This window comes from Acidobacteriota bacterium (genome assembly GCA_016703965.1).
Lineage (GTDB): Bacteria > Acidobacteriota > Blastocatellia > Pyrinomonadales > Pyrinomonadaceae > OLB17.
In genome coordinates, this window is the sequence record JADJBB010000025.1 from 762,142 (window position 1) to 782,191 (window position 20,050).

Annotated in this window: 20 protein-coding genes; 4 read left to right on the top strand and 16 right to left on the bottom strand. The window is 51.4% G+C overall.

Annotated features, from left to right (window positions below):
* Positions 1-24: 24 nt before the first annotated feature.
* The 3 genes from IPG22_21015 to IPG22_21025 are packed head-to-tail and all read right to left on the bottom strand — an operon-like array spanning position 25 to position 2,879.
* Positions 25-828 (bottom strand): SDR family NAD(P)-dependent oxidoreductase, encoded by an 804-nt coding sequence (locus IPG22_21015; protein ID MBK6590761.1) that lies wholly within the window; start codon positions 826-828, stop codon positions 25-27.
* The gene (locus tag IPG22_21020; GenBank protein MBK6590762.1) at positions 806-1,195 is read right to left on the bottom strand and encodes a hypothetical protein; all 390 of its coding nucleotides are present in this window, start codon (positions 1,193-1,195) and stop codon (positions 806-808) included. The genes IPG22_21015 and IPG22_21020 overlap by 23 nt, the downstream gene beginning before the upstream one ends.
* A gap of 22 nt (positions 1,196-1,217) precedes the next feature.
* Positions 1,218-2,879 carry a ribonuclease J gene (locus IPG22_21025; GenBank protein MBK6590763.1) on the bottom strand — a complete coding sequence of 554 codons (1,662 nt, stop codon included), beginning with the start codon at positions 2,877-2,879 and terminating at the stop codon, positions 1,218-1,220.
* Between the two features lie 168 nt (positions 2,880-3,047).
* Here IPG22_21025 and IPG22_21030 point away from each other — a divergent pair, with 168 nt between their 5' ends.
* The 4 genes from IPG22_21030 to IPG22_21045 are packed head-to-tail and all read left to right on the top strand — an operon-like array spanning position 3,048 to position 7,947.
* Positions 3,048-3,755 carry a hypothetical protein gene (locus tag IPG22_21030; protein MBK6590764.1) on the top strand — a complete coding sequence of 236 codons (708 nt, stop codon included), beginning with the start codon at positions 3,048-3,050 and terminating at the stop codon, positions 3,753-3,755.
* 14 nt (positions 3,756-3,769) lie between these two features.
* Positions 3,770-4,987 carry an EF-hand domain-containing protein gene (locus IPG22_21035; GenBank protein MBK6590765.1) on the top strand — a complete coding sequence of 406 codons (1,218 nt, stop codon included), beginning with the start codon at positions 3,770-3,772 and terminating at the stop codon, positions 4,985-4,987.
* A 48-nt stretch (positions 4,988-5,035) separates the two neighbouring features.
* Positions 5,036-5,674, top strand: coding sequence for an RNA polymerase sigma factor (locus IPG22_21040; protein MBK6590766.1), 639 nt, complete (start codon positions 5,036-5,038; stop codon positions 5,672-5,674).
* A gap of 56 nt (positions 5,675-5,730) precedes the next feature.
* Positions 5,731-7,947 carry a carboxypeptidase regulatory-like domain-containing protein gene (locus tag IPG22_21045; protein MBK6590767.1) on the top strand — a complete coding sequence of 739 codons (2,217 nt, stop codon included), beginning with the start codon at positions 5,731-5,733 and terminating at the stop codon, positions 7,945-7,947.
* A 32-nt stretch (positions 7,948-7,979) separates the two neighbouring features.
* Here the strand turns inward: IPG22_21045 and rsmA are convergent, their stop codons facing one another.
* From rsmA to IPG22_21110, 13 genes are all read right to left on the bottom strand, one after another.
* The gene (gene rsmA / locus IPG22_21050) at positions 7,980-8,759 is read right to left on the bottom strand and encodes a ribosomal RNA small subunit methyltransferase A (GenBank protein MBK6590768.1); all 780 of its coding nucleotides are present in this window, start codon (positions 8,757-8,759) and stop codon (positions 7,980-7,982) included.
* A gap of 10 nt (positions 8,760-8,769) precedes the next feature.
* The gene (gene ribD / locus IPG22_21055) at positions 8,770-9,876 is read right to left on the bottom strand and encodes a bifunctional diaminohydroxyphosphoribosylaminopyrimidine deaminase/5-amino-6-(5-phosphoribosylamino)uracil reductase RibD (GenBank protein ID MBK6590769.1); all 1,107 of its coding nucleotides are present in this window, start codon (positions 9,874-9,876) and stop codon (positions 8,770-8,772) included.
* 23 nt (positions 9,877-9,899) lie between these two features.
* On the bottom strand, positions 9,900-10,934 hold the full coding sequence (gene ftsY, locus IPG22_21060) for a signal recognition particle-docking protein FtsY (protein MBK6590770.1): 1,035 nt from the start codon (positions 10,932-10,934) through the stop codon (positions 9,900-9,902).
* A 96-nt stretch (positions 10,935-11,030) separates the two neighbouring features.
* Positions 11,031-11,372, bottom strand: a complete 342-nt coding sequence (locus IPG22_21065) for a hypothetical protein (protein MBK6590771.1) — start codon at positions 11,370-11,372, stop codon at positions 11,031-11,033.
* Between the two features lie 14 nt (positions 11,373-11,386).
* Positions 11,387-11,995, bottom strand: a complete 609-nt coding sequence (locus IPG22_21070; protein ID MBK6590772.1) for a hypothetical protein — start codon at positions 11,993-11,995, stop codon at positions 11,387-11,389.
* Entirely contained in the window at positions 11,956-12,663 is a 708-nt protein-coding gene (locus IPG22_21075) for a B-box zinc finger protein (protein ID MBK6590773.1), read from the bottom strand. The genes IPG22_21070 and IPG22_21075 overlap by 40 nt, the downstream gene beginning before the upstream one ends.
* A 6-nt stretch (positions 12,664-12,669) precedes the next feature.
* Complete coding sequence (locus IPG22_21080; protein MBK6590774.1) at positions 12,670-13,677, bottom strand: HD domain-containing protein; 1,008 nt, start codon at positions 13,675-13,677, stop codon at positions 12,670-12,672.
* A 16-nt stretch (positions 13,678-13,693) separates the two neighbouring features.
* A complete protein-coding gene (locus tag IPG22_21085; GenBank protein ID MBK6590775.1) occupies positions 13,694-14,320 on the bottom strand; it encodes a hypothetical protein in 627 nt (208 codons plus the stop codon).
* A 109-nt stretch (positions 14,321-14,429) separates the two neighbouring features.
* Positions 14,430-15,152 carry a hypothetical protein gene (locus tag IPG22_21090; GenBank protein ID MBK6590776.1) on the bottom strand — a complete coding sequence of 241 codons (723 nt, stop codon included), beginning with the start codon at positions 15,150-15,152 and terminating at the stop codon, positions 14,430-14,432.
* A gap of 25 nt (positions 15,153-15,177) precedes the next feature.
* The gene (locus IPG22_21095) at positions 15,178-16,836 is read right to left on the bottom strand and encodes a SpoIIE family protein phosphatase (GenBank protein MBK6590777.1); all 1,659 of its coding nucleotides are present in this window, start codon (positions 16,834-16,836) and stop codon (positions 15,178-15,180) included.
* 9 nt (positions 16,837-16,845) lie between these two features.
* Positions 16,846-17,340, bottom strand: coding sequence for an RDD family protein (locus tag IPG22_21100; GenBank protein ID MBK6590778.1), 495 nt, complete (start codon positions 17,338-17,340; stop codon positions 16,846-16,848).
* A gap of 18 nt (positions 17,341-17,358) precedes the next feature.
* On the bottom strand, positions 17,359-19,332 hold the full coding sequence (locus tag IPG22_21105) for a protein kinase (GenBank protein ID MBK6590779.1): 1,974 nt from the start codon (positions 19,330-19,332) through the stop codon (positions 17,359-17,361).
* Between the two features lie 28 nt (positions 19,333-19,360).
* Positions 19,361-19,678: an FHA domain-containing protein gene (locus IPG22_21110; protein MBK6590780.1), complete on the bottom strand. Its 318-nt coding sequence runs from the start codon at positions 19,676-19,678 to the stop codon at positions 19,361-19,363.
* Positions 19,679-20,050 lie beyond the last annotated feature (372 nt).

The following is a 20,050-nucleotide window of genomic DNA, read 5'->3' on the forward strand; positions in this document are numbered from 1 at the left end:
TCTAACACATTCAGCATTCTAAGACTATTCGCGGAAGCGGGCTTTTCCAGCGACATTGTCATAAAGCCACGCCGGCATTATCATTCCCAGCTTTACGATCTGTGCCAAAAGGAAAGGAAAAGCTGCGAATTTCTTTTTCTTTTCTATTGCCGAAATGAAATAAGGTATTGCATCATCCAGTTCAAGAATAAAAGGCATTTTGTTGGATCTGCCGGAGGTGAGAGGTGTTTTAATAAACCCGGGATGAATGATGGTCACGTCAATGCCGTTCTTTGCATGATCGAGCCGGACACTCTCGAAAAACGCCGTCATTCCGGCCTTGCTCGCTGAATAAGCCGCGGATTTTGGCAGCCCGCGAAAACCCGCAAGGCTCGAGATCGCGACGAGATGACCGGAACCGCGCTCGATCATCTGCGGCACGACCGCATGGATCGAATTCACCGCTCCGAGGAGATTGATGTCGATCAATTTCTTAACCGATGTCGGATCGTAGGCTCGAGTCAGCGGATCATTGCCGCCGATCCCGGCGTTAGCGATCATGACATCGATATGGCCGTGAGCTTCGCGAAATCTATCTGCTGCCGAGTGAAGTGCGGTCGGATCAACAACATCACAGGGCAAAACCATCGCTTTGCCGCCGACAGCCTCGCATCGTGCTGCTAGATCAGCCAGCAGTTCTTCCCTGCGAGCAACAAGGCCTAAGGTCGCACCTTTTTCCGCAAGAGCGACAGACAACGCTTCACCGATACCGCTCGACGCTCCAGTTAGTAGAATTGTCTTGTTTCGCCACGTCACGCTGTGTTTCTTAACATCCCGCCCCGCCGTCACATAAGATCGGCTTGATAACCGTGAAAGTTAGAATCACCGCCGCGGCCGAGACGGCTGCAATCGCGATCCAAGCTCCTTCGCTTAATCCTTTTTTCGACTTCTTGATCGAATCGACGTCTGCGAACCGTATGGTTTCCGCAGAGCCGCCTTTAGCCGGTTCCAATGTAAAGGAATCCTGATTAACCGAGATGATCCGCCCTTTTCGCTTTTCACCTGTACGAAACTTTATCTCACCGAGATGTTCGCCTTCTACGGCTATCTTTGCTGCGGCCTGTCGGGCTTTCTCAACTTTTTGGTCAAGGTTCTGCATTCGAACTGGTGTCGCAATGAGAGTGATAAACATCAGACACAAAACGAGTGTACGCATTGGCTAAGTCCTCCTAATTCACTTAAACCTCAATGACTGTTGTCACAATTACAGGCTTCGAACTCAATTCCTTTTGAACAAAACGCTTCAGATGAATGCGCAGATTTTCTTTGAACATCGTTCGATTTGAGATATGTTCGGGTTTCATGTCTTCGATCGCCTTTGCTACGGACTTTCTCGCATCGGCCGCGAATCCATTTAAAGGATCGATCCCGGCAACACCTTCGAACGTGATCTGGGGTTCACCATTTACCTTGTTGCTGTTCTTTTCCATCGCAACAACCAATGAGATCGCACCGCCGTAAGCCAATTTCTTACGTTCGCGAACAATATCGTATTCGATCTCTTCCATCGATTCTTCGTCAATGAAGGTCTTATAGAGTTCACGTTTCTCAACGATACGGGCTGATCGCTCGTCCAGTTCGAGTACGTTTCCGTTTTCGATCAAAATTATATCGTCGTCATCGTAGCTTCCAACGTGGTTTTTTATGAACTCCTTCTGCCGGAAAAGCATTCGATATTCGCCGTGGATCGGAATGACGAATTTTGGCTTCGCAGTTTCAACCATTATGCGTATGTCTTCCTGCGATGCATGGCCTGAGACGTGAACGAGACGGCGTTTTTCTTCGATGATGTTGGCACCGCGTTTGTAAAGATGGCCGATCAGGCGGCTAATTCCCTTTTCGTTGCCGGGTATAATGCGGGCGGACAAGATTACCGTATCACCCTTCTCAACCTCGATACCCTTGAAGTTGGCTGTTGCCATATTCCAAAGGGCTGCTCTCAATTCCCCTTGCGATCCGGTCACGAGGTAGCAGATCTCATCGTCATCTAGAGCCCTCGAACCGCTCAGGTCGATCGCGGTTCCGTGAGGGATCTTCAAAAGTCCTTGTTCCTCGGCGATCTCGATATTCTTGATCATCGACCGCCCGATCACGCAGACGCGGCGTCCATATTTATGGGCAACGTCGAATACGATCTGCAGCCGATGCATTGAGGACGAGAATGTCGAAACGATCAATCGCCCTTCGGTCTGCTCAAAGATCTCCTCAAATGCCGGAATGACAGCCATTTCCGACGGCGTTCGGCCAGGAACCGTCGCGTTCGTGGAATCACAAAGCAGTGCCAGAACACCTTCGTCACCGATTCGTCCTAAAGTCTTGAGATCATATGGTTTACCAATTACCGGCGTGTCATCGATCTTGTAATCACCGGTGTGGATGATCGTACCGACGGGCGTGTGAATTGCCAGCGAGAAACAGTCGACAAGCGAATGCGAGGCGTGGATGAACTCAACCTCAAAATTCCCGATCTCGACAACATCATTGGCTTTGACGCGATGCATCAGAACATCGCCAAGCATGTCGAACTCTTCCAAACGTTTCTCGGTCAGGGCTAACGTGAAACGAGAGCTGTAAACCGGCAGGTTGAATTTTCGGAGAATATAGGCGAGAGCCCCGATGTGATCTTCGTGGCCGTGCGTCAATATGATCGCGGTCAATTCGTCGCGATATTCCTCGAGAAAATCAAAATTCGGGATCGAGATATCGACCCCAAAAGGCGTTTCTTCAGGAAATCCCATGCCGGCGTCGATGATGATCATCTCACCGTCATACCGAATTCCCATGCAGTTCATCCCAAACTCGCCGATGCCGCCAAGCGGGATTATTTCAACTTTACTCACACATGCTCCAAGCGATCTTTTCGAATCGAAATTGGAGTATAGCACAACAAGAATGAACTTTTCTGACGGCTATGACCGGGCAGATGCGCGACAAAATCGAAAATATTCGAAACCGTTGAGAATTTTCGTGCGTCTATCACCTGACGAACGAAGTTTGAGGCCAATGAAATGAAAAAGCAGTTATCAGACGAACAGCTCGACCATATGATTCGCACGCTAATGAGCGACGCAATGGTTGATGATACTGAACTGGACAACATTGCCGAGTCACCGTCAATCTGGTGGGGCGTACAGCGAAATATCAGTCAGAAAACCACGCCGTGGCCGCCGCCAAGGAAATGGTGGCGTGTCTTTTTTATCGGCGTTCCTTCGATGGCGGCGATGGTTCTGGCCATTGTTTTTGTTTTCCTGGGCGGATCGGTTGACCTTATTCCAGATCAGGCAAAGAGTTTAGGTTCTGAAAAGCCTTCATCGAATGAGACGCGATCGAATGTCGACCTTTCGACACCGAATTTATTCTCAAGTGAAAAGCGGGTCGTATCCCCAGCGGCGAGAATTAATAAGCCGTTGACTTCCTCGAGCGTAAAGCGATCGACTTTAGCCTTGAAGGAAAGCAGAAAGAGTGATGAGAAGATCGAGCGTTCGGCTACTCCAAAAGACCCTAAGGAGCCAATCAAAACAGATTTCATCGCGTTATCCTACGCCGATAATCCAGAGAGCGGGCAGATCGTGCGGGTAAAGGTTCCAAGTTCGATGATGGTTACCCTGGGTCTCGTGGCATCGGTTGAAAAGCCTTCAAGTTTGGTTGACGCTGAGGTTTTAGTTGGCGACGACGGTTTAACACATTCTATCCGGTTTATTAGGAAAGCCCTTTAATTATAGGAGTTTTTATGAATTCAAGAATATTGCCTATTTTAGTTTTCTCCCTTTTGTTTACGGTTGCCACTTTTGGCCAGCGTCCACCCGGAATTCCGGGCCAGGATCGCCAGAACGGGAGTGAAATGGGGCCGAATAGGCCGGATGGCCAGCCCGGCGATTGGATCAAGCCGCATGATGTCAATCAGAATGGCAAGTTGGAGGCTGAAGAGTTTAGAGATGCGGTCGAACGGACCTTTGCTGAGCTCGACGCCAACGGAAACGGAACGCTTGAGGTACAGGAACTCCGTCAGGCGCCAAGGCCCAGGCAGGGCGAACGCCCATTTGATCGGGGTGGAAATCCGCCGCCACAGGGCAAAAGGCTTGATGAAAACGGGCCGCGTCCCGGCGAAGCTGGAAAACGGATTCTGCCGCCATTCTTTTTTAATGACCGGATCGATGGGGAAAAAGCCGTAACACGTTCAGAGTTCGACGCTATTGTCCGCTCGGTGTTCGCAGAGCTCGACAAAAATGGTGATGGTACCTTGACGAGGGACGAAGGAAGGCAGCTTCCAAAGCCAAATCGCCCTGACCGCGGCGGCCCACCGCCTCCTCCGAATGCACAATTCATCGGTGCCGAACTTCGATTTGGCGACAAGCCGGTAAAAGGCCAGCCATTCTCGGCAGAGACCGTGATCGAAGATTCAAGGATGCTATTCGATGGAACATTAGTGAAAAACACCCGAACGGGCGCGATCTATCGCGATGGCAACGGGCGTGTTCGCCGTGAGCAGCCGCTCGAAATGATCGGCGGCGTTAATATCGTCGGATCGGGTAATAAGCCGCAGAAACTTGTGTTCATTCATGACTTCGCGACCAAAACGCAGTTCTTTCTCGACGAGAACAGTAAGACTGCCCGAAAATCGAGAATGCCGGATAATCCCGCACGTCCAGGCGAATTAGAAGATCGGCCGGACGCAAAAACCGTTTCCGACGGTACAAGAACAATTGAAGGTGTGACTTGCAACGCAACGCGTACTGAGCACGAGATCCCTGCCGGTCAAGTTGGCAATGAAAAACCTCTGAAGGTTGTGAGCGAGAAGTGTTTTTCGCCTGATTTACAGGTAGTTATCATGTCGCTGCATCAGGACCCGTTGTCAGGACTTCATGTTTTTAAGCTAAAAAACATTAAGCGAGCTGAACCATCTGGCGAACTTTTCGCCATTCCGGCCGGTTACCGCGTCGAAAACTAGCGTATCCGTGATCAGTCATATTTGAGGAATAGCCGTTTTTCATCGAAAATGCTCGACGAGGTATTAAAAATAGGATTGCAGAAAAAGGCTCAATTTCCGGCAGTCGAGTTTACTGACGAAGTACACGTTTCTGACGATGCTCTCGTTCAGGCTGTTCTCGACGGTGATCAAGGCGCCTTTGAAACGATCTTTGAACGCTACCGCCGGCCGATGACACGGGTCGTAGGAAGGTTCTTTCGAGAGCGAAGCGATATCGAGGAATTCGTACAGCAGTGTTTTACGAAGGTATATTTCTCGCTTAAGAACTTTCGCGGCGGCGACTCGTCCTTTCAAGCGTGGATGACCCGGATCGCCATAAATGTCTGTTACGACGAATTTCGCCGAAAGCAGCGTAAGTCAGAAAACCTGTTTGCGGAAATGAGCGACGAGGAAAACGACTACATTGAGACGATCGCCGACGGCAGGGCTATAGGAACGGACAATTCGATGATTGCTGCTCAGCTTGTGGACAAAGTTTTATCCGCACTCGATGCAGAAGATAGATTAGCGATGACCTTGGTGTATTCCGAGGACTATACACTGGATGAGGTGGCGGCTTTGATCGGTATAACGACGAGCAGTTTGAAATCACGCCTATTCCGCTGTCGAAACCATATTAGAAAGAGATTTGGACATTTATTCGCTTAAAGTCGCATTAAATTACCGATAACAAATTCCGACGTTAATACCGTCCCAGAGGATTTATGAGAAGCATTAAACTAGCGGTATCTTTACTATTCGTGTGCCTGTTTGTCGGCTTTGAGTTTACCGAAAACGAGATCGTTTCCGGGCAGGCAACATCATTAACGGCTCCGACGGGCTTCACCGCGACTGACAATTTATACAATTCGAAGGTTGGCCTCTATTGGGATCCAGTTCGCGGTGCTTCGACTTATCGCGTATTCCGAAGTACGAGTAACAATCCAGCAGGTGCGACCGATATTGGCGTAACTCCTGCGAATACTTTCTTTGATCTTGGAGCCGCTCCCGGGCAGCAGTTCTTTTATTGGGTCCGGGCGGAAAGCGGAAGCGGGTCGAGTGGATTTAGTTCATCCGACCAAGGCATGCGGGCGGCCGCCCAGCAGCAAGGCCCCGTACCGCCGCTCGAACCACCGCCGGTTCCCCCGGGGAATCCGGTGACGGCTGCAAAGACATATTTGGGCAAAATCCTTTTTTGGGATGAGCAGTTATCGTCTACCCGCACAGTTTCGTGCGGCTCGTGCCATCACTCAGGAAATGGCGGTACAGACCCGCGTTCTGCATTATCACCTGTTCTATCAACTAATCCGGGACCAGATCAGATCATGAACACGGCAGATGATATCACCGGTTCTGCAGGTGTGCCTGTCAACAATGCAGACGGAACATATACTGCTTCCGCCACGTTGTTCAACGACCAGGTAACGAGCCGTAAGTCCATTTCTTATATCAACGCCGGATATGCTCCCGTTTTGTTTTGGGACGGCCGGGCAACCGGTGTGTTTCGCGATCCGGTTACAAATGCGACGATCCTGAACGCTGGGGCAGCTCTCGAGAGCCAGGTGCTTGGGCCTCCGGTCTCTGATGTGGAGATGTCGCATCCTGGACGAAACTGGACTGAGATAGCCGCCAGGATGGCGGATGCGAAGCCATTGGTTATAAGTCCTTCAATTCCTGTCGCGTTGGATGCATGGATCGGCGGCCGCAGCTACCCGGAGTTATTCCAGGAAGCATTCGGCTCTCCGGAGGTAACGCCGTCGCGAATCGCGATGGCGATCGCTACATTCGAACGAAGTCTTTATTCAGACCAGGCTCCGGTCGATCTTGATTCCGCCGGAATTGCACCTTTGACGGCTCAAGAACAGCGTGGACGCAATGTCTTTAACGCAAGCAATTGTAACGTATGCCACGCGGGCAATCTGTTTACCGATAATTCGTTCAGGTATATCGGGGTTAGGCCGCAAAATGATGATACGGGGCGTTTTCAGGTTACTGGAAACAACAATAACCGCGGCGAGTTCCGTGTTCCGAGCCTGAGAAACGTGGAACTCAGGAAGACGTTTTTCCATAACGGTCGCTTCACGGCACTTGAGGATGTTGTTGCGTTTTATAATCGCGGAGGTGATTTCAACGCCCCAAATAAACCAAACAATCTCATTCGGCCTTTGGGTCTGAACGCTAACCAGCGAGCCGACCTTGTGGCGTTTCTAAAGCGGCCACTCACGGATCCGCGGGTTATCGCAGAGTCCGAGCGATTTGACCGGCCCGTGCTTTACATGGAATCAAACCGTGTTCCCCAGATCACGGGTGTCGGCCGAGCCGGGTCTAATCTGTTCACACCGCAGATAAGGGCGATCTCGCCGCCGCTCGTCGGGAACCCGAATTTTACAGTTTCGCTTTCAGGCGCTCTGGGCAATGCTCAAGCAACTCTTGTAATTAGCGAGACCGATCCGGATCTGGGATCGAGCATCCCATCCACGGGTTCATTTGCCAGACTTGTTACGAATACGCAGAATACCGGCCCGGGTAACGGTTGGGTTTCAGTCAGCCTTCCGATCCCGAATAGCACAGCGGTCGCAGGCAGAACATATTATGCACGTTGGTATGTGCAGGATAACGCAGCTCCTTTCGGATTTTCGGTGTCACCCGCAGCTCGTTTTACTGTATTTGGAAATGCGACAGAAACGCCGAACGTTACGATCTCGGGCCGTGTGATGACGCCGGAAGGCGCCGGGCTGCGGAACGCTACCGTTACGCTTACTGATTCCGGCGGCCTGGCACGACGGGTAAGCACAAGTTCGTTCGGTGTATACACGTTTGAAAATATACCCGCCGGAGCGAGCTATATTGCGAGCGTTGCGTCAAAACGATACCGATTCGCGCCGCAGAGCATTACGCCGACGGCAAGCATTAGCAGCCTTGATTTCGTTGGGCTCCAGTAGTGGATGGAGAACAAATCATTTTGCCGGGAACGTCACGCTCTGCTGATGTTCCCAGCAAGTTTTTTCCACTCGTCCAAAGTTAGAGTTTCAGCTCGCCGAATTGGCTCGATACCGGAAGCCGTCAGAAGTTCGCTCGCGTTTGGAAAAGCGGTTTTCAGGTTATTTTGAATTGTCTTCCTCTTTTGCGAAAATCCGACACTTACTAGCCGGCGAAAGGCCTTATCATCAATGATCTCTGAAACTTTGGGTTCAAGGCTCATAACTGAACTCCAAACCTTTGGAGCCGGAAAGAATGCCCTCGGCTCGACATCGAAGAGATGTTTGGCATCAAGAGCATCCTCGACCATCACGGTAATGAAACCACGTTCGCTCTCGCCCGGTTTTGCCGTTAGTCGTTCGACAACTTCCCTCTGCAGCATCAATAACATCCTGGAAAAGAGATGCCGGTATTCGATCAGGTGTTGAATTATCGGCGTCGAAATATAGTAGGGCAGGTTGCCGATAAGCTTTGTTTTTGCGGGATCAGAGCCGGCGATGATTGATTCGAGATCGCAAGTCAGAATATCTGCCTCGACAATTTTGAAGTTTGGGTTGAAATGGAATTGTGTTCGAAGGATCGGGACAAGTTCTCGATCTATCTCGATCGCAATTACGTTCACGCCTGTCGAGACCAGTCGATCGGTCAAGGCTCCGCGTCCGGGCCCGATCTCTACGACAGTTTCGCCCTCCGAAATATTCAGTGCGGCAACGATCCGATCGATGACGGATTCGTCTTTGAGGAAGTTTTGTCCGAGCGATTTTTTGGGCCGCATAGCGTGAGCCTTAATTTGACGGATAACCCGTTATCTCGATATCACCGCCGAGATGTGAAACCGTCAGGTCGCGAAGCCTAAGGACGCTGGCCAGGGACTCGGCACCGCTGCCGCCGATCGCGTTTGGAGCCGTGCGGCCGCCAATAATTATTGGTGCAGCAATAAACGATACTTTATCCACCAAACGAGCGTCACAGAATGAGCCCGCGATCTCAGTTCCACCTTCAACCAGTACGCTTTGTATTTCGAGTTGGCGCAGATGCTCAAGAACACCTGCAAGGTCGCGCCCGCCTTCGCGGGTCTCGATCACGTTAACCCCTGCTCGACGCAGTTGGTCGATCTTTTCTCTTTCGTTACTTCTCGTAAAAACGATGGTAGGTGTCTCGCGGGCAGTTGTTACTAACGTGGAATTGATTGGTATTCTCAAACGATTATCCAGTACCACCCTAGCCAAGGGCTTTTGCCTCGGTTTTCCGCTTCGATCAGTTAGACTCGGATCGTCAACAAACGCCGTGTTCGATCCGATGAGGATCGCATCGTGTTCATTGCGAATATCCTGAACTCTCGTTATTGCTTCTGCCCCGGAAAGAGCCGTCGAAACGCTGTCGCTCAGTGATATCCTTCCGTCCAGCGACATCGCTAATTTCAGATGGACGAACGGACGTTTTTTCTGGTGCCAGCAAATGAACTTTTCGTTCAGTCTTGCCGCTTCATCAGAAAGAATACCCACAACGACCTCGACGCCGGCATTACGCAGAGTTTCAAAGCCGCGGCCCGAGACCAGCGGATTTGGATCCTCGATCGGGCAGACCACGCGGGCTATACCTGAGCCTATCAAGGCTTCGGTGCACGGAGGGGTCTTACCATGATGATCATGCGGTTCCAGGGAAACATACGCAGTTCCACCGGCCGCGAGCGGCCCCGCCTGCTCAAGAGCGATCGCTTCGGCATGGATCACGCCTTGCCTCGTATAGGTGCCTTCGCCAACTATAGTTCCGTCCTTCGACGTTATGACGCATCCAACTAGTGGGTTTGGGCTCACAAGTCCAATACCATCGGCGGCTAATTCCAAGGCCCGCCTGGTGAGGTCAATATCGATTTGATGATCTTTGAGCAATGATTAATTCCTTCGTGGCGAGGTTAGTTGAACAAGCCGTTCACATAACTTTCTGGATCGAAAACCATCAGGTCATTGACTTGCTCTCCGATCCCCACATATCGGATCGGGAGATTCAATTCCTTAGCGATCGCGACAGCGATGCCGCCTTTTGCGGTTCCATCCAGTTTGGTAAGGACAATGCCTGTGACATCCGCAGTTTTCATAAACTGCCGTGCTTGTTCGAGGCCATTTTGGCCGGTCACGGCATCGATCACCAAGAGCGTTTCGTGCGGAGCTCCCGGCACTTCACGTGAGGAAATACGCTTCATCTTCTCTAGCTCGGCCATTAAATTCGCTTTGTTATGAAGCCGGCCGGCAGTGTCAACGATAAGCACATCGGAATTGCGTGCTTTCGCTGCGGCGAGAGCGTCAAATAAGACAGCAGCCGGATCGGTTCCCTGCTTCTGCTGAACGATTTGCACCCCGGCACGATCAGCCCAGATCTCAAGTTGGTCGCTCGCCGCAGCACGAAAAGTATCGGCTGCACAGATCAGAACTTCGTTGCCCTCGTCCTTTATCCGTTGGGCGAGTTTACCGATCGTGGTTGTTTTTCCGACACCATTAACGCCGACTACCATCAGAACATACGGCTTTATTGACGGGTCAATCGTTCGCTCGTCCGCGACACCGCGCTCGGTTGAATGATGAAGAATGCCGAGCAATTCCTTCCTCATTTCCCTCTTAAGAGCGTCGAGATCGCCGATCTCCTGGCGCGATACGCCACGGCGAATGCTGTCGAGGATCTGCATGGTTGTCGCGACGCCGATATCCGTCGATATCAGCATTTCTTCCAGTTCTTCGAGGAAAGCCTCATCGATCTGTTTCCGGCCCTCGAAGATTGTATCGAGCCGGTTGTTGATCGAATGCCGCGTCTTTTCGATCGCTTTTGAAAAGCGTACGCTCAATTCGCGTTCGACCGCTTCTTCACGAGCCTTTAGCTCTTCGACGGATTTATCGAGACCGAGAACGGAGCTTGAGAACTTGTCTTCTTTATTTCTACGCCAAAAGAACGCCATATAATTTGCCTCGCAGACACGGCCGCAAACTAAAGAGTATAAAAAAATATCGCACGCTGAACAACGTGCGATATTTTTCAATGCTGGAGTGTCTGGTCAACGGAAAAGCTTTAGCCGTTCGGCGTTCTTATAAAGGGCGAAGCCGATCACGCAGGAAAATACGACAGAAAAGTAGAATCCGAATAGGCTGCCGATCGCCGTGGCTGGTAAATTGCCGACCCGCGGAAGATCAAATGGCGATAAAATAGCGCCAATAACGCCTCCCACCATACCTGATGCGATCGCGAGCAGAAGTCCGAATGCCAGGATCTTGACGTAGTCAAACCCGAGCCTGCGAATTGTGTCTAGACCCACTGCCGGGTTGAGCGTTGCCCCAAACGATCTGGTATAACCCGCTACAGCAGATGCAGCCGGGAAATAAAACAACCCCCAAAGCAAGCACAGTCCACCGGCTAGAGAAGCAATATCCCTTTGCTGATGACCTGTTTTATCATTTCTGCTCTTTCATTCGCGACCGTTTCGGGAGATTTTCCGATAGCAGATTCGAGCTGCGCCTTGCGAGATTCCTGGATCATTTGCTGAAGTTCTTCGAATTTCTTTTCGTTGAATTCATCGGCCTCGTCCGCGACCGTTCTCTGTGGAAAATCCTCGTCTGGTTCGATTCCCGATTCGATGGCTTCAACACGTCGACGCTGCTGCTCTGCATTTTTGCTTACGATCTCTCGAACTTTTTCACTTTGCTTCACTGCGTTTGCAGCATATGGCAAACCCGGACTCATAGCCCTCATTGCCTCAACTTGACTTGCATTGATCTCCTTCTGAATTGGAGCGACGATCAGAAAAAACGCTACGATCCCTAGAGCTATAAGCGGGCCGAACGACGAGATATAAACTCCGATCATCAAAAAGAAAGGATGAACGACGTCTTCCCAAAGGGAAAAGTTGTCAAACGAAGGCATGAAATTCTCACCTATCTTTCCCTGAGAAAAATTCTCAACCGTGTTTGCAAGTATTCCAAAGGTCAATGTGTTGGCGAGCATGAAGCTAACGATCGCTCCCACATCATGAATATCCCGCCGAACGAAACAACCGATTGCCCGATCGACAGGAACATGAACATGATCGCGCCCATGATCAGGCTTGCTTTGAACTTGAACGGATAGGCGAGTGCCTCTGTAAAATCTCCGAATCCGAATTTGCCCACCGGCGGGTAATAAACTTTGAGGGGTTTGGCCTCGGTCGTTTCGATCTTTCGGCACATTGCTCCGCAGAACGGGCAGATCTTTACATTTCCGCCGTACGAATTCGGGCAGGAGCGACAGAATTGATTGCAGCAAGTCTCACAAAAAAATACAGCCGGCAGATCCGCGTGCATACAGCACACTGGCTCTGCTGATGGATCAGAAACTGTTTGACCTGAAATGGAAGAACTAATTACCGGTGCAGAATTCGAAGGATTAGAGGGCGACCCGGGAAGCACGGACGGGCCTAGTTTTGTTGTCGTAACCACAGGCGGGCTAATTGGCTGGCCGTTGTCTTTTGCGTTGAAAAACGCAACCAGCGAAGGCACCTTACCCGCCTCGATCCAGCGAAGGTCACCCTTTCGGACGCGGTCGATCCTGAGCAGAGAGCCTTCGGCTATCCATTCTGTCATTTGGGCAAAGTGTGTTTCAAAGACCTCGCCGTTTGCCTCGACATGCCATATTTCCTGGGTTGATTCCGTCTCCATAGCCGATCACGCGACCAGTTTAACTGGTACCTTTGTTACATCCTCTGACGTGGCCGCACGAATGGCCGCCATTTGCCGGACAATTCCGTTAGCTACCTCTCCCGCATTGCAAGCCTCAACTAACGCCTCGACGACGTCCGATTGATAACGTGTCCCAACAAAGCTACGAAGCCGCTCCAAAGCCGGCTGCAGTTCCATTCCCTTCGAATATGGCCGGTCGATTGTCATCGCGTCGAAAGTGTCCGCGACCGAAACGATCTTCGCCTGCAGGGGAATCTGGTCACCGGTCAATCCATGCGGATAACCTTTTCCATTGACCATCTCGTGGTGCATCACCATTCCCGGCAGGAAATCCTTCATGGCCGGGATCTGCGACATGATCTTGTAACCCTTCATCGGGTGTGTCTTCATGATCTCGAATTCTTCGTCGGTCAATGCGGCTGGCTTTTTCAGGATCGAATCGTCTACAGCGATCTTTCCGATGTCATGAAGAAGGGCACTGATCCTCAGGGTCTCGAGTTCTTCATCTCCCATTCCCAGCCGTTTTCCGATCGCAACCGAGATCCGGGAGACGCGCTCCGAATGGCCACGGGTATACTTATCTTTTCCGTCGATCGCGGCAGCAAGAGCCTTGACTGTTCCGACAAAGAGGTCGCGGTTCTCTTCAGCGGCTTTCGCCAGCTTTACGATCTGTTCCTCGACTTTGTCGGTCATCAGGTTGAACGTCTCGCCGAGGGTTCCTATTTCGGTAATGCTGTTCGTTTCAACACGCGTCGTAAAATCGCCCGCTGCGATCTGCTTTGCAGCATTCACCATTCGAAGCAGCGGCGAGGTCATAAATCTCGCACCGATGAACCCGACAATAAGGGCAAGAACGGCGAATGCCATGCTGATAAGCCAGGCTTGTGTCCGCATCTCACCGACCGATGCTAACGCACGTTTCTCATCCTGCATCGCAATTACACCGACGTTGTATCCATCCGCTAAATGCGCCGTCGAATATGCTCCGATCATTTCGCTTGTTTTGCCGTTATACGTAGCGGAAAAAGGAACGAGGGCTGACTGTATCTGCAGGCCCGATTCGCCCCTGTGAAACCGGCTGCAGCGAAGCTATTGCAACGATCTTTGCCGCTTCTGAGCCGTTGATATTGACTTTGGATGTGAACGACATCACGAATTGTCCGGAGCCGAGCTTTTTGGGATCGCCGATCTTGATACGGCCTTTTCCGAGCATTTCCGAGGCAGCTTCTGATATCGCCTCCACTTCTCCGCGATTCATAAACTCCGCACGAAATACTGTGAGGGATTCTTCGTTCACCGCCTTCACGTAGAGTGCAAGAAGATCGGGGTTCTCTCGTAAAAGTGTGCCTAATGTGCGTTCGGTTTGAGCTGAAGCAATAGCGGTAGTTGTATTGGCGAGCTCTAACCCATTGGTGAGGCTGCCGACAACTGAACTGAACCGCTGACCGAACATTTCGATCTGGCGGGCTTTTTCCTGTACGAGCTGGATCTGATAGCGATTTTCGGCAGACCTTAGTTCACGTCCACTCTTGTCAGAAAGCAGCCAACCCGTCAGCACCAGCGGAGCCAGTCCGACAAGCAGAAGTGTGACAGTAACGAAAAATATGAGGCTTACTTTCTTAGATTTTATCGGCATGGCGGGGAGGCGAGAAGGACGCCATCTAAGATATTACGCCATTCCGACTAAAGGGTCAACAAGTTTTAACCGTGTCATTACGGTTTATATTCTCGTTGTTGATGACTGCTCAATCGTCGGTATCTACAAAAATAAAACTGAGATCTTCGCTGCCAAACATATTTGAGGTTACGCCGTTACGTGTGGTCGTAACGTAATTCGGAAGGCCGGGCCGGAACTTTATTGTTACCTCGCCTCCGTCTTCAAAGTCTATCAGGCCGGCGTGTACCGCAGCCGTACAGACGGACGAGTTAGCCGCATATGTGTCGGAACCGAAGACAGCGGATGCCGCTCCGTAAACGGGACACAAGATGGTGCACTTTTCGTCTTTGGCTCGCTTGAGATCCAGGGCCGTGGTTTCCCAAGTTATCGATGCAACCTCGTCAACTTTTGCTGGGTCCTCTAAAACGCTTTCGTTGGGAGATGGAGATGGGATCGGCGTGGGGGTAGGCTTTAGCTTTTCTTTGTTTGTGGTCGTGATCTTTCCGTTACGATTCGATCTCCGTGGCTCGTTCGGATCCGAAATGAACAGGAAATAGAGAAAGAAAGCGCCGAACGTGGCACCAGTTACACTTGCAATGCAGGCAACGGTAACCCCGATCCAAAACCAAGGCCCGTGTCGCTTTGGCTCCACCATGGTCGCCTGAGCGTTCATAGCAACCGTGGCTTCTGTTCCGCCTGAGATCGCAACAGTTGGTTGAACCGCGCCATCAACTACCGCGGTTCCACACATCAAACAGTAGTTCAGATCGTCATCATGATAAGTATTGTCACATGAAGGGCAAACTCTCATTGTTCGTTAGCAAAGCAGCCTCAGATCAAAGTCTCTTAACGATCACCAAGGTAATGTCATCGTTCGGAGCGGCCGTTCCGGTGAACTCGGAGAGAGCTGCCTCTACTTTATCCCTGATCCCACTCGCCGAGCGGCCTACATTAGTGCTAATGACATTTTGCAGCCGTTCCATGCCAAATTCGTCTTCGTTGAGGTTGTTAGCTTCCGAAACACCGTCGCTGTAGATGAACAGAACGTCGCCGGAATGGAGTTGAGCTCTGCCTGTTTCGTATTCTGCAAAATCCATCAGGCCGAGCGGGAGACCGCCGGATTGGACCAATTCAAGCGTTCCGTCTGCTCTGCCGATCAACGGTGGGTTATGGCCGGCATTGATATAATTGAGCACGCCTGTTGCCGGGTCTAGTTCTGCAACGAAGAGCGTGATGAACCTGTTGGCAGGTGTATTGTTGGCGAGATAAACATTGACCGCAGTTACGAGCTCGGCAAGCGGGGTTTTGGCGGCAACCTGGGCATGGATCGCCGCGTGAAGGCTCGACATCAGTAATGACGCGGACGTGCCCTTTCCAGAAACGTCACCGAGCGCAACGAGCATTGTGCCGTCGTGTCGCGGAATAAAATCGTAATAATCCCCACCGATCTCATAGCATGAGAAGGATATCCCTTGAAAGTCATATCCCTCGACCGTTGGAGGCCCGTCCGGCTGGAAACGCTGTTGGATCTCGGTCGCGAGTTCAAGTTCCCTTTCCATGCGCTCGCGGTTGATGCGTTCGTCGATGAGGCTCGCGTTCTCGACACGGATCGATGCAACTGAGGCAAGCGTGGTCAGAATATTAAGATGGTCGCTGGTAAATGTCGACTGGCTCGTCGGGCTATCGGCATAGATGATGCCGAACACATGGCGTTCGTCCACGCACATCGGCACCGCAAGAACCGACCGTATTCCTTGCAATATGATCGTTTGGCTTGCAAATCTAGGATCTTGTTGGGCGTCGGATGTCAGGACAGATTTACCGTTCTCAACAACCTCGCTCATGATCGCCCGGCTCACACGAACTTCGCCGATCTTCGTGTCGCTGCCGCGATTGCGAGCAACCTTGATGATCATTTCATCGGCGTTCTTTTCATCGCGAAGCATTATAACGACTCGTTCGGCGGGCACTGCTTCGAAAACTAGCGTAGCAACCTGATTCAGGGTGTCATCAAGGCCACTTGACGATAAAAGAGCGATACCGACCTTGCTGATCAATCCAAGCAGGTCATTGCGGCTCGACATTGACGAGTCAAGGATCTCAGTTGTTGGGTTTCGCCGCCCCATGAACGAGATAGTGTTCGAAGGATCCAGCGCCTGCGTTCCGTCTGAGATCAGTGTCGAGCTGAAGCTAACCGGCGGACGGGCATCGCTTTCGAATTCGATGCGCGTCTCTCCGATCTGGATCTCTCCGCCGGAGACAAGAGGCAACGTGGTCGTTACCGGCGTTCCGTTGAGCCGTGTTCCGTTGGCGGAACCAAGGTCGACTAGCCAAAAATTATCTCCTTCCTGCCTGACTTCGGCATGTAGACGCGATGCGAACGCGTCCGCGATGCAGAGATCGGCTCTTGCCGAACGTCCGATGGTTGTACGAAGGCGCGAGATCGGGAATTTATCTGAACTACCGTTGGCGTGTTTGACGACTAAATGGGCCATATCCTTTACTTAGAGCTGTTTTTTACGTCCGTGCACGACGATCGTTCCGGAGAGAAGATCGTGAAGCGTTCTTCCGCTAGCGTTAAGAGCCGAGATCACAAAACCAAGGCCCCCCGTTAAGAGGGTTATCAGATAACCGATCGTGTTTCTGATCAGCAACCTCCCAAAACTGAGATCGGTTCCGTTTGCGTTCACAATGGTGATGCCCGTAAGCATTTTCCCTATGGACTGGCCGCGAAAGAAAGGAAGGAGAAGAAAGTTAGCGACAAAAAAAGCTATTCCAACCACCCAGATCGAAGTTCCCAGGGCAGCGGTGTTTCCTTCGCCGAAGAGTTTTCCAAACGTGAGCCAGCCAGCCGGAAAAATAAGAAGAATAATATAATCGATACTCAGAGAAGCACAGCGCAGGGCGAATGGTGCACGAAGAGTCTCAGGAGAAAAGTCAACTAACTTTTCAGCATCTGACGGGTTTGCAGCTAGTGCTTTCTGGACGGCTGAGGCCATAAGGTAAAAGTGACTATCCTAACTCATCAAAAAATGTAATGTGGTGTCTCCTAACCGCAGACGGTCGCCGCTGGTGAGCGGGTGCGGTTGTCGCGGCTGTAATCGAACGGAATCGCTCAATCCTGCTACGAGTATCGTTCCATTCGACGAACCAAGGTCTTCTACCATGAATCCTCCGCCCTCGCGCCAGATGCGGGCGTGACGCCGGGATATCTTGGTTTGCGGATCAAACTTGGAAAGATCGACCTCAGGAAAAATATTGGATTGCGGATCGCGTCGGCCGAGCAGGTTTTCGTTTTTTTCGAGCGAAAATACGGGCGTGTCTAGTTCACTCGTACCGTCAATGAGTAGCTTTGCCGTAACGCCCGTTCTCGGATAGATCTCAGCGTGCACTCCTTGCTGGCCGATCGGCTGCTTCGCACCGCAAAAAGCGCAGAACATGTCCGTTGCAACTATCCGCTGGCCGCAAAACCCGCAAAATACGGTTTGATTCTCAAGGCTGACTGCCATCGGAGCCTCAGAGACCCCAAAAGTGATTTGCCCGCTCCTCAGGTGGTCCAGGTGTTCAGCCAGCGACCGGCGCATCGCATCCGCCGAGGGAAAGCGGTGTTCCGCACTGTACTCGACCGAACGCATCAGAATCCGCTCCATCTGATCAGAAAGCTGCGGGTTGATCTGCCGAGGCCGCGGATTCTTTTGAAAGTCGAATATCAGAAGCGGATTATTCTGTGGATCAGCTCCCGTCAGCAGATGGAACATGGTCGATCCTAGACTGTAAATGTCCGATCGGGGCTCAACCTGCCCCGAGAATAGCTCAGGCGGCGCGTAGCCCATGGTACCAACGGCTGTAACGCCCTTTTCTTGTTGATTGATGGAACGGGCAATTCCAAAGTCAATTAGCATTACCTTGCCGGTAGTGCCGTCGAGCATGATATTCGATGGCTTCAGGTCGCGGTAAACGATGGTAGTCGGAAGGTTGTGAAGATAAGACAGAACGTCTGCCACCTGGATCGCCCATTCTGTAACCGTACGTTCATCGATCCGTCCGCCCGGAGTCGAGCGAAGCCGGGCCGCAAGATCGCCGCCGGAGATGTACTTCATCACCAGGTAGAATCGGCCCTCAAGGTTGTCGAAAAAGTAATCGTAGATCGTCGGAATAGACGGATGGTCTAGTGTCGAGAGGATCGTTGATTCGCGCTTAAAATCCTCAACAGCCTTATTTTGCTGCTCTTCCTCGATACTTGACTGCACCATTTCCTTTACGGCTCTTTCAATTCCGCCAAGGTTTTGATCGCAGGCAAGATATACTGCTCCCATCCCGCCGCCGCCGATCTTTCGGACGATCTTATACCGCGAATTTAGGAGCGTTCCCTCGGCCAGAGGCTTTAGCGCGCCACGCTTGCCGTCGGTTGTGATACTACCAAGCGGTTGTTCCGTCTGGCCGAGATCGGAACCGGATAGCTCCGTTTCTAAACTCTCGGAGGCTGGCACCGCGAAATCATTTGTGCTGACCTTTGGTTGTTGTTCATCCTCAAGATCGGCTTCAAAAGAGGCATCTTCGGCGCTGTTCTCAGCATTTACTACTGCCTCGGCATTTTCTGGGCCTTCCTCAGGTTCAGTACCCATCGAAGGCCGATCCGCCGGAAGTTCAATAAAATTCTCCAATTCCGCGGGATGCTCGGGTTCTTCAGACACCGCCACAAGTTGTTCTTCCCTAATTTCCAGTTCGGGATTTTCGTCTTGGTGGCTCAATTCTTCCGGTGTCTCGTCTAATTCGATCCGTTCTTCGGCAGGAACTACCTTATCCGACTCGGAACTCACTTCCTCGGCGTTTTCATCGAACATCTTTGCCATCAGCTCGTCAGGATCACTGAAAGCCGATACATGTCCGCTGATGTCGATCGGCGCGTCAGATTTTTGTGCGACGCCGCACATCGGACAAAAGCCAGTATTTTCGGCGACTTCGAAATCGCAATTATGACAGAGGGGCATTTTTGTCTCTTTGGTATCTAGCTCTAACCTAGTCGATGATTTTAAATCTTAAAAAGGTTTTTCCGACTATGACTTCGTCGCCGTCGTTCAATAGTTGGGCGTTTCCCGGCAACAGCCGGCGTCCCCTATTAACATACGTGCCATTGGTAGAACCCAGATCTTCAATAAAGTAGCCGCCATTATTGCGGATGATCCGAGCGTGGCGCCGAGAAACTTTAGCATCTGAGTCATGAGCATCGAGATCGACATCAGGGAATATCCCGTTGTCCGCATCCCAGCGTCCGATCGTCGATTCGTCACTGACGAGACGGAACTCGGTTCCCGGCCCATCACCACGTTCGATCATAAGTGAAGCGTGAGCCGATCCTGAGTTAACGTTTTTCACGTGCGACAGAGGCGTCGCCGGTTCGGGCTCGAAGGCGACCGGGGGCACGCCCAGCGAGGTAACGCTGACCGGCCGCGAAAAAGAACTCGCCGATGGCGGTGGAACATATGCCGGCTGAGGTGTTTCTTCGACGGGAGGCGAAGCGATCAACCTGCTTCCGCACTCATCGCAGAAACGGGACGTATCAAGATTTGCCGTTTGGCATGCTGAGCATCTGATCATGATTTTCTTTACTCGCTAAGTCTTTTGCGGCGAGGTGTAAACAAGCCATAATTTTACATCGTCGTAAGTTGTACGTAAATCCTAATTCTACCTGAATTTTACGTCAAACCT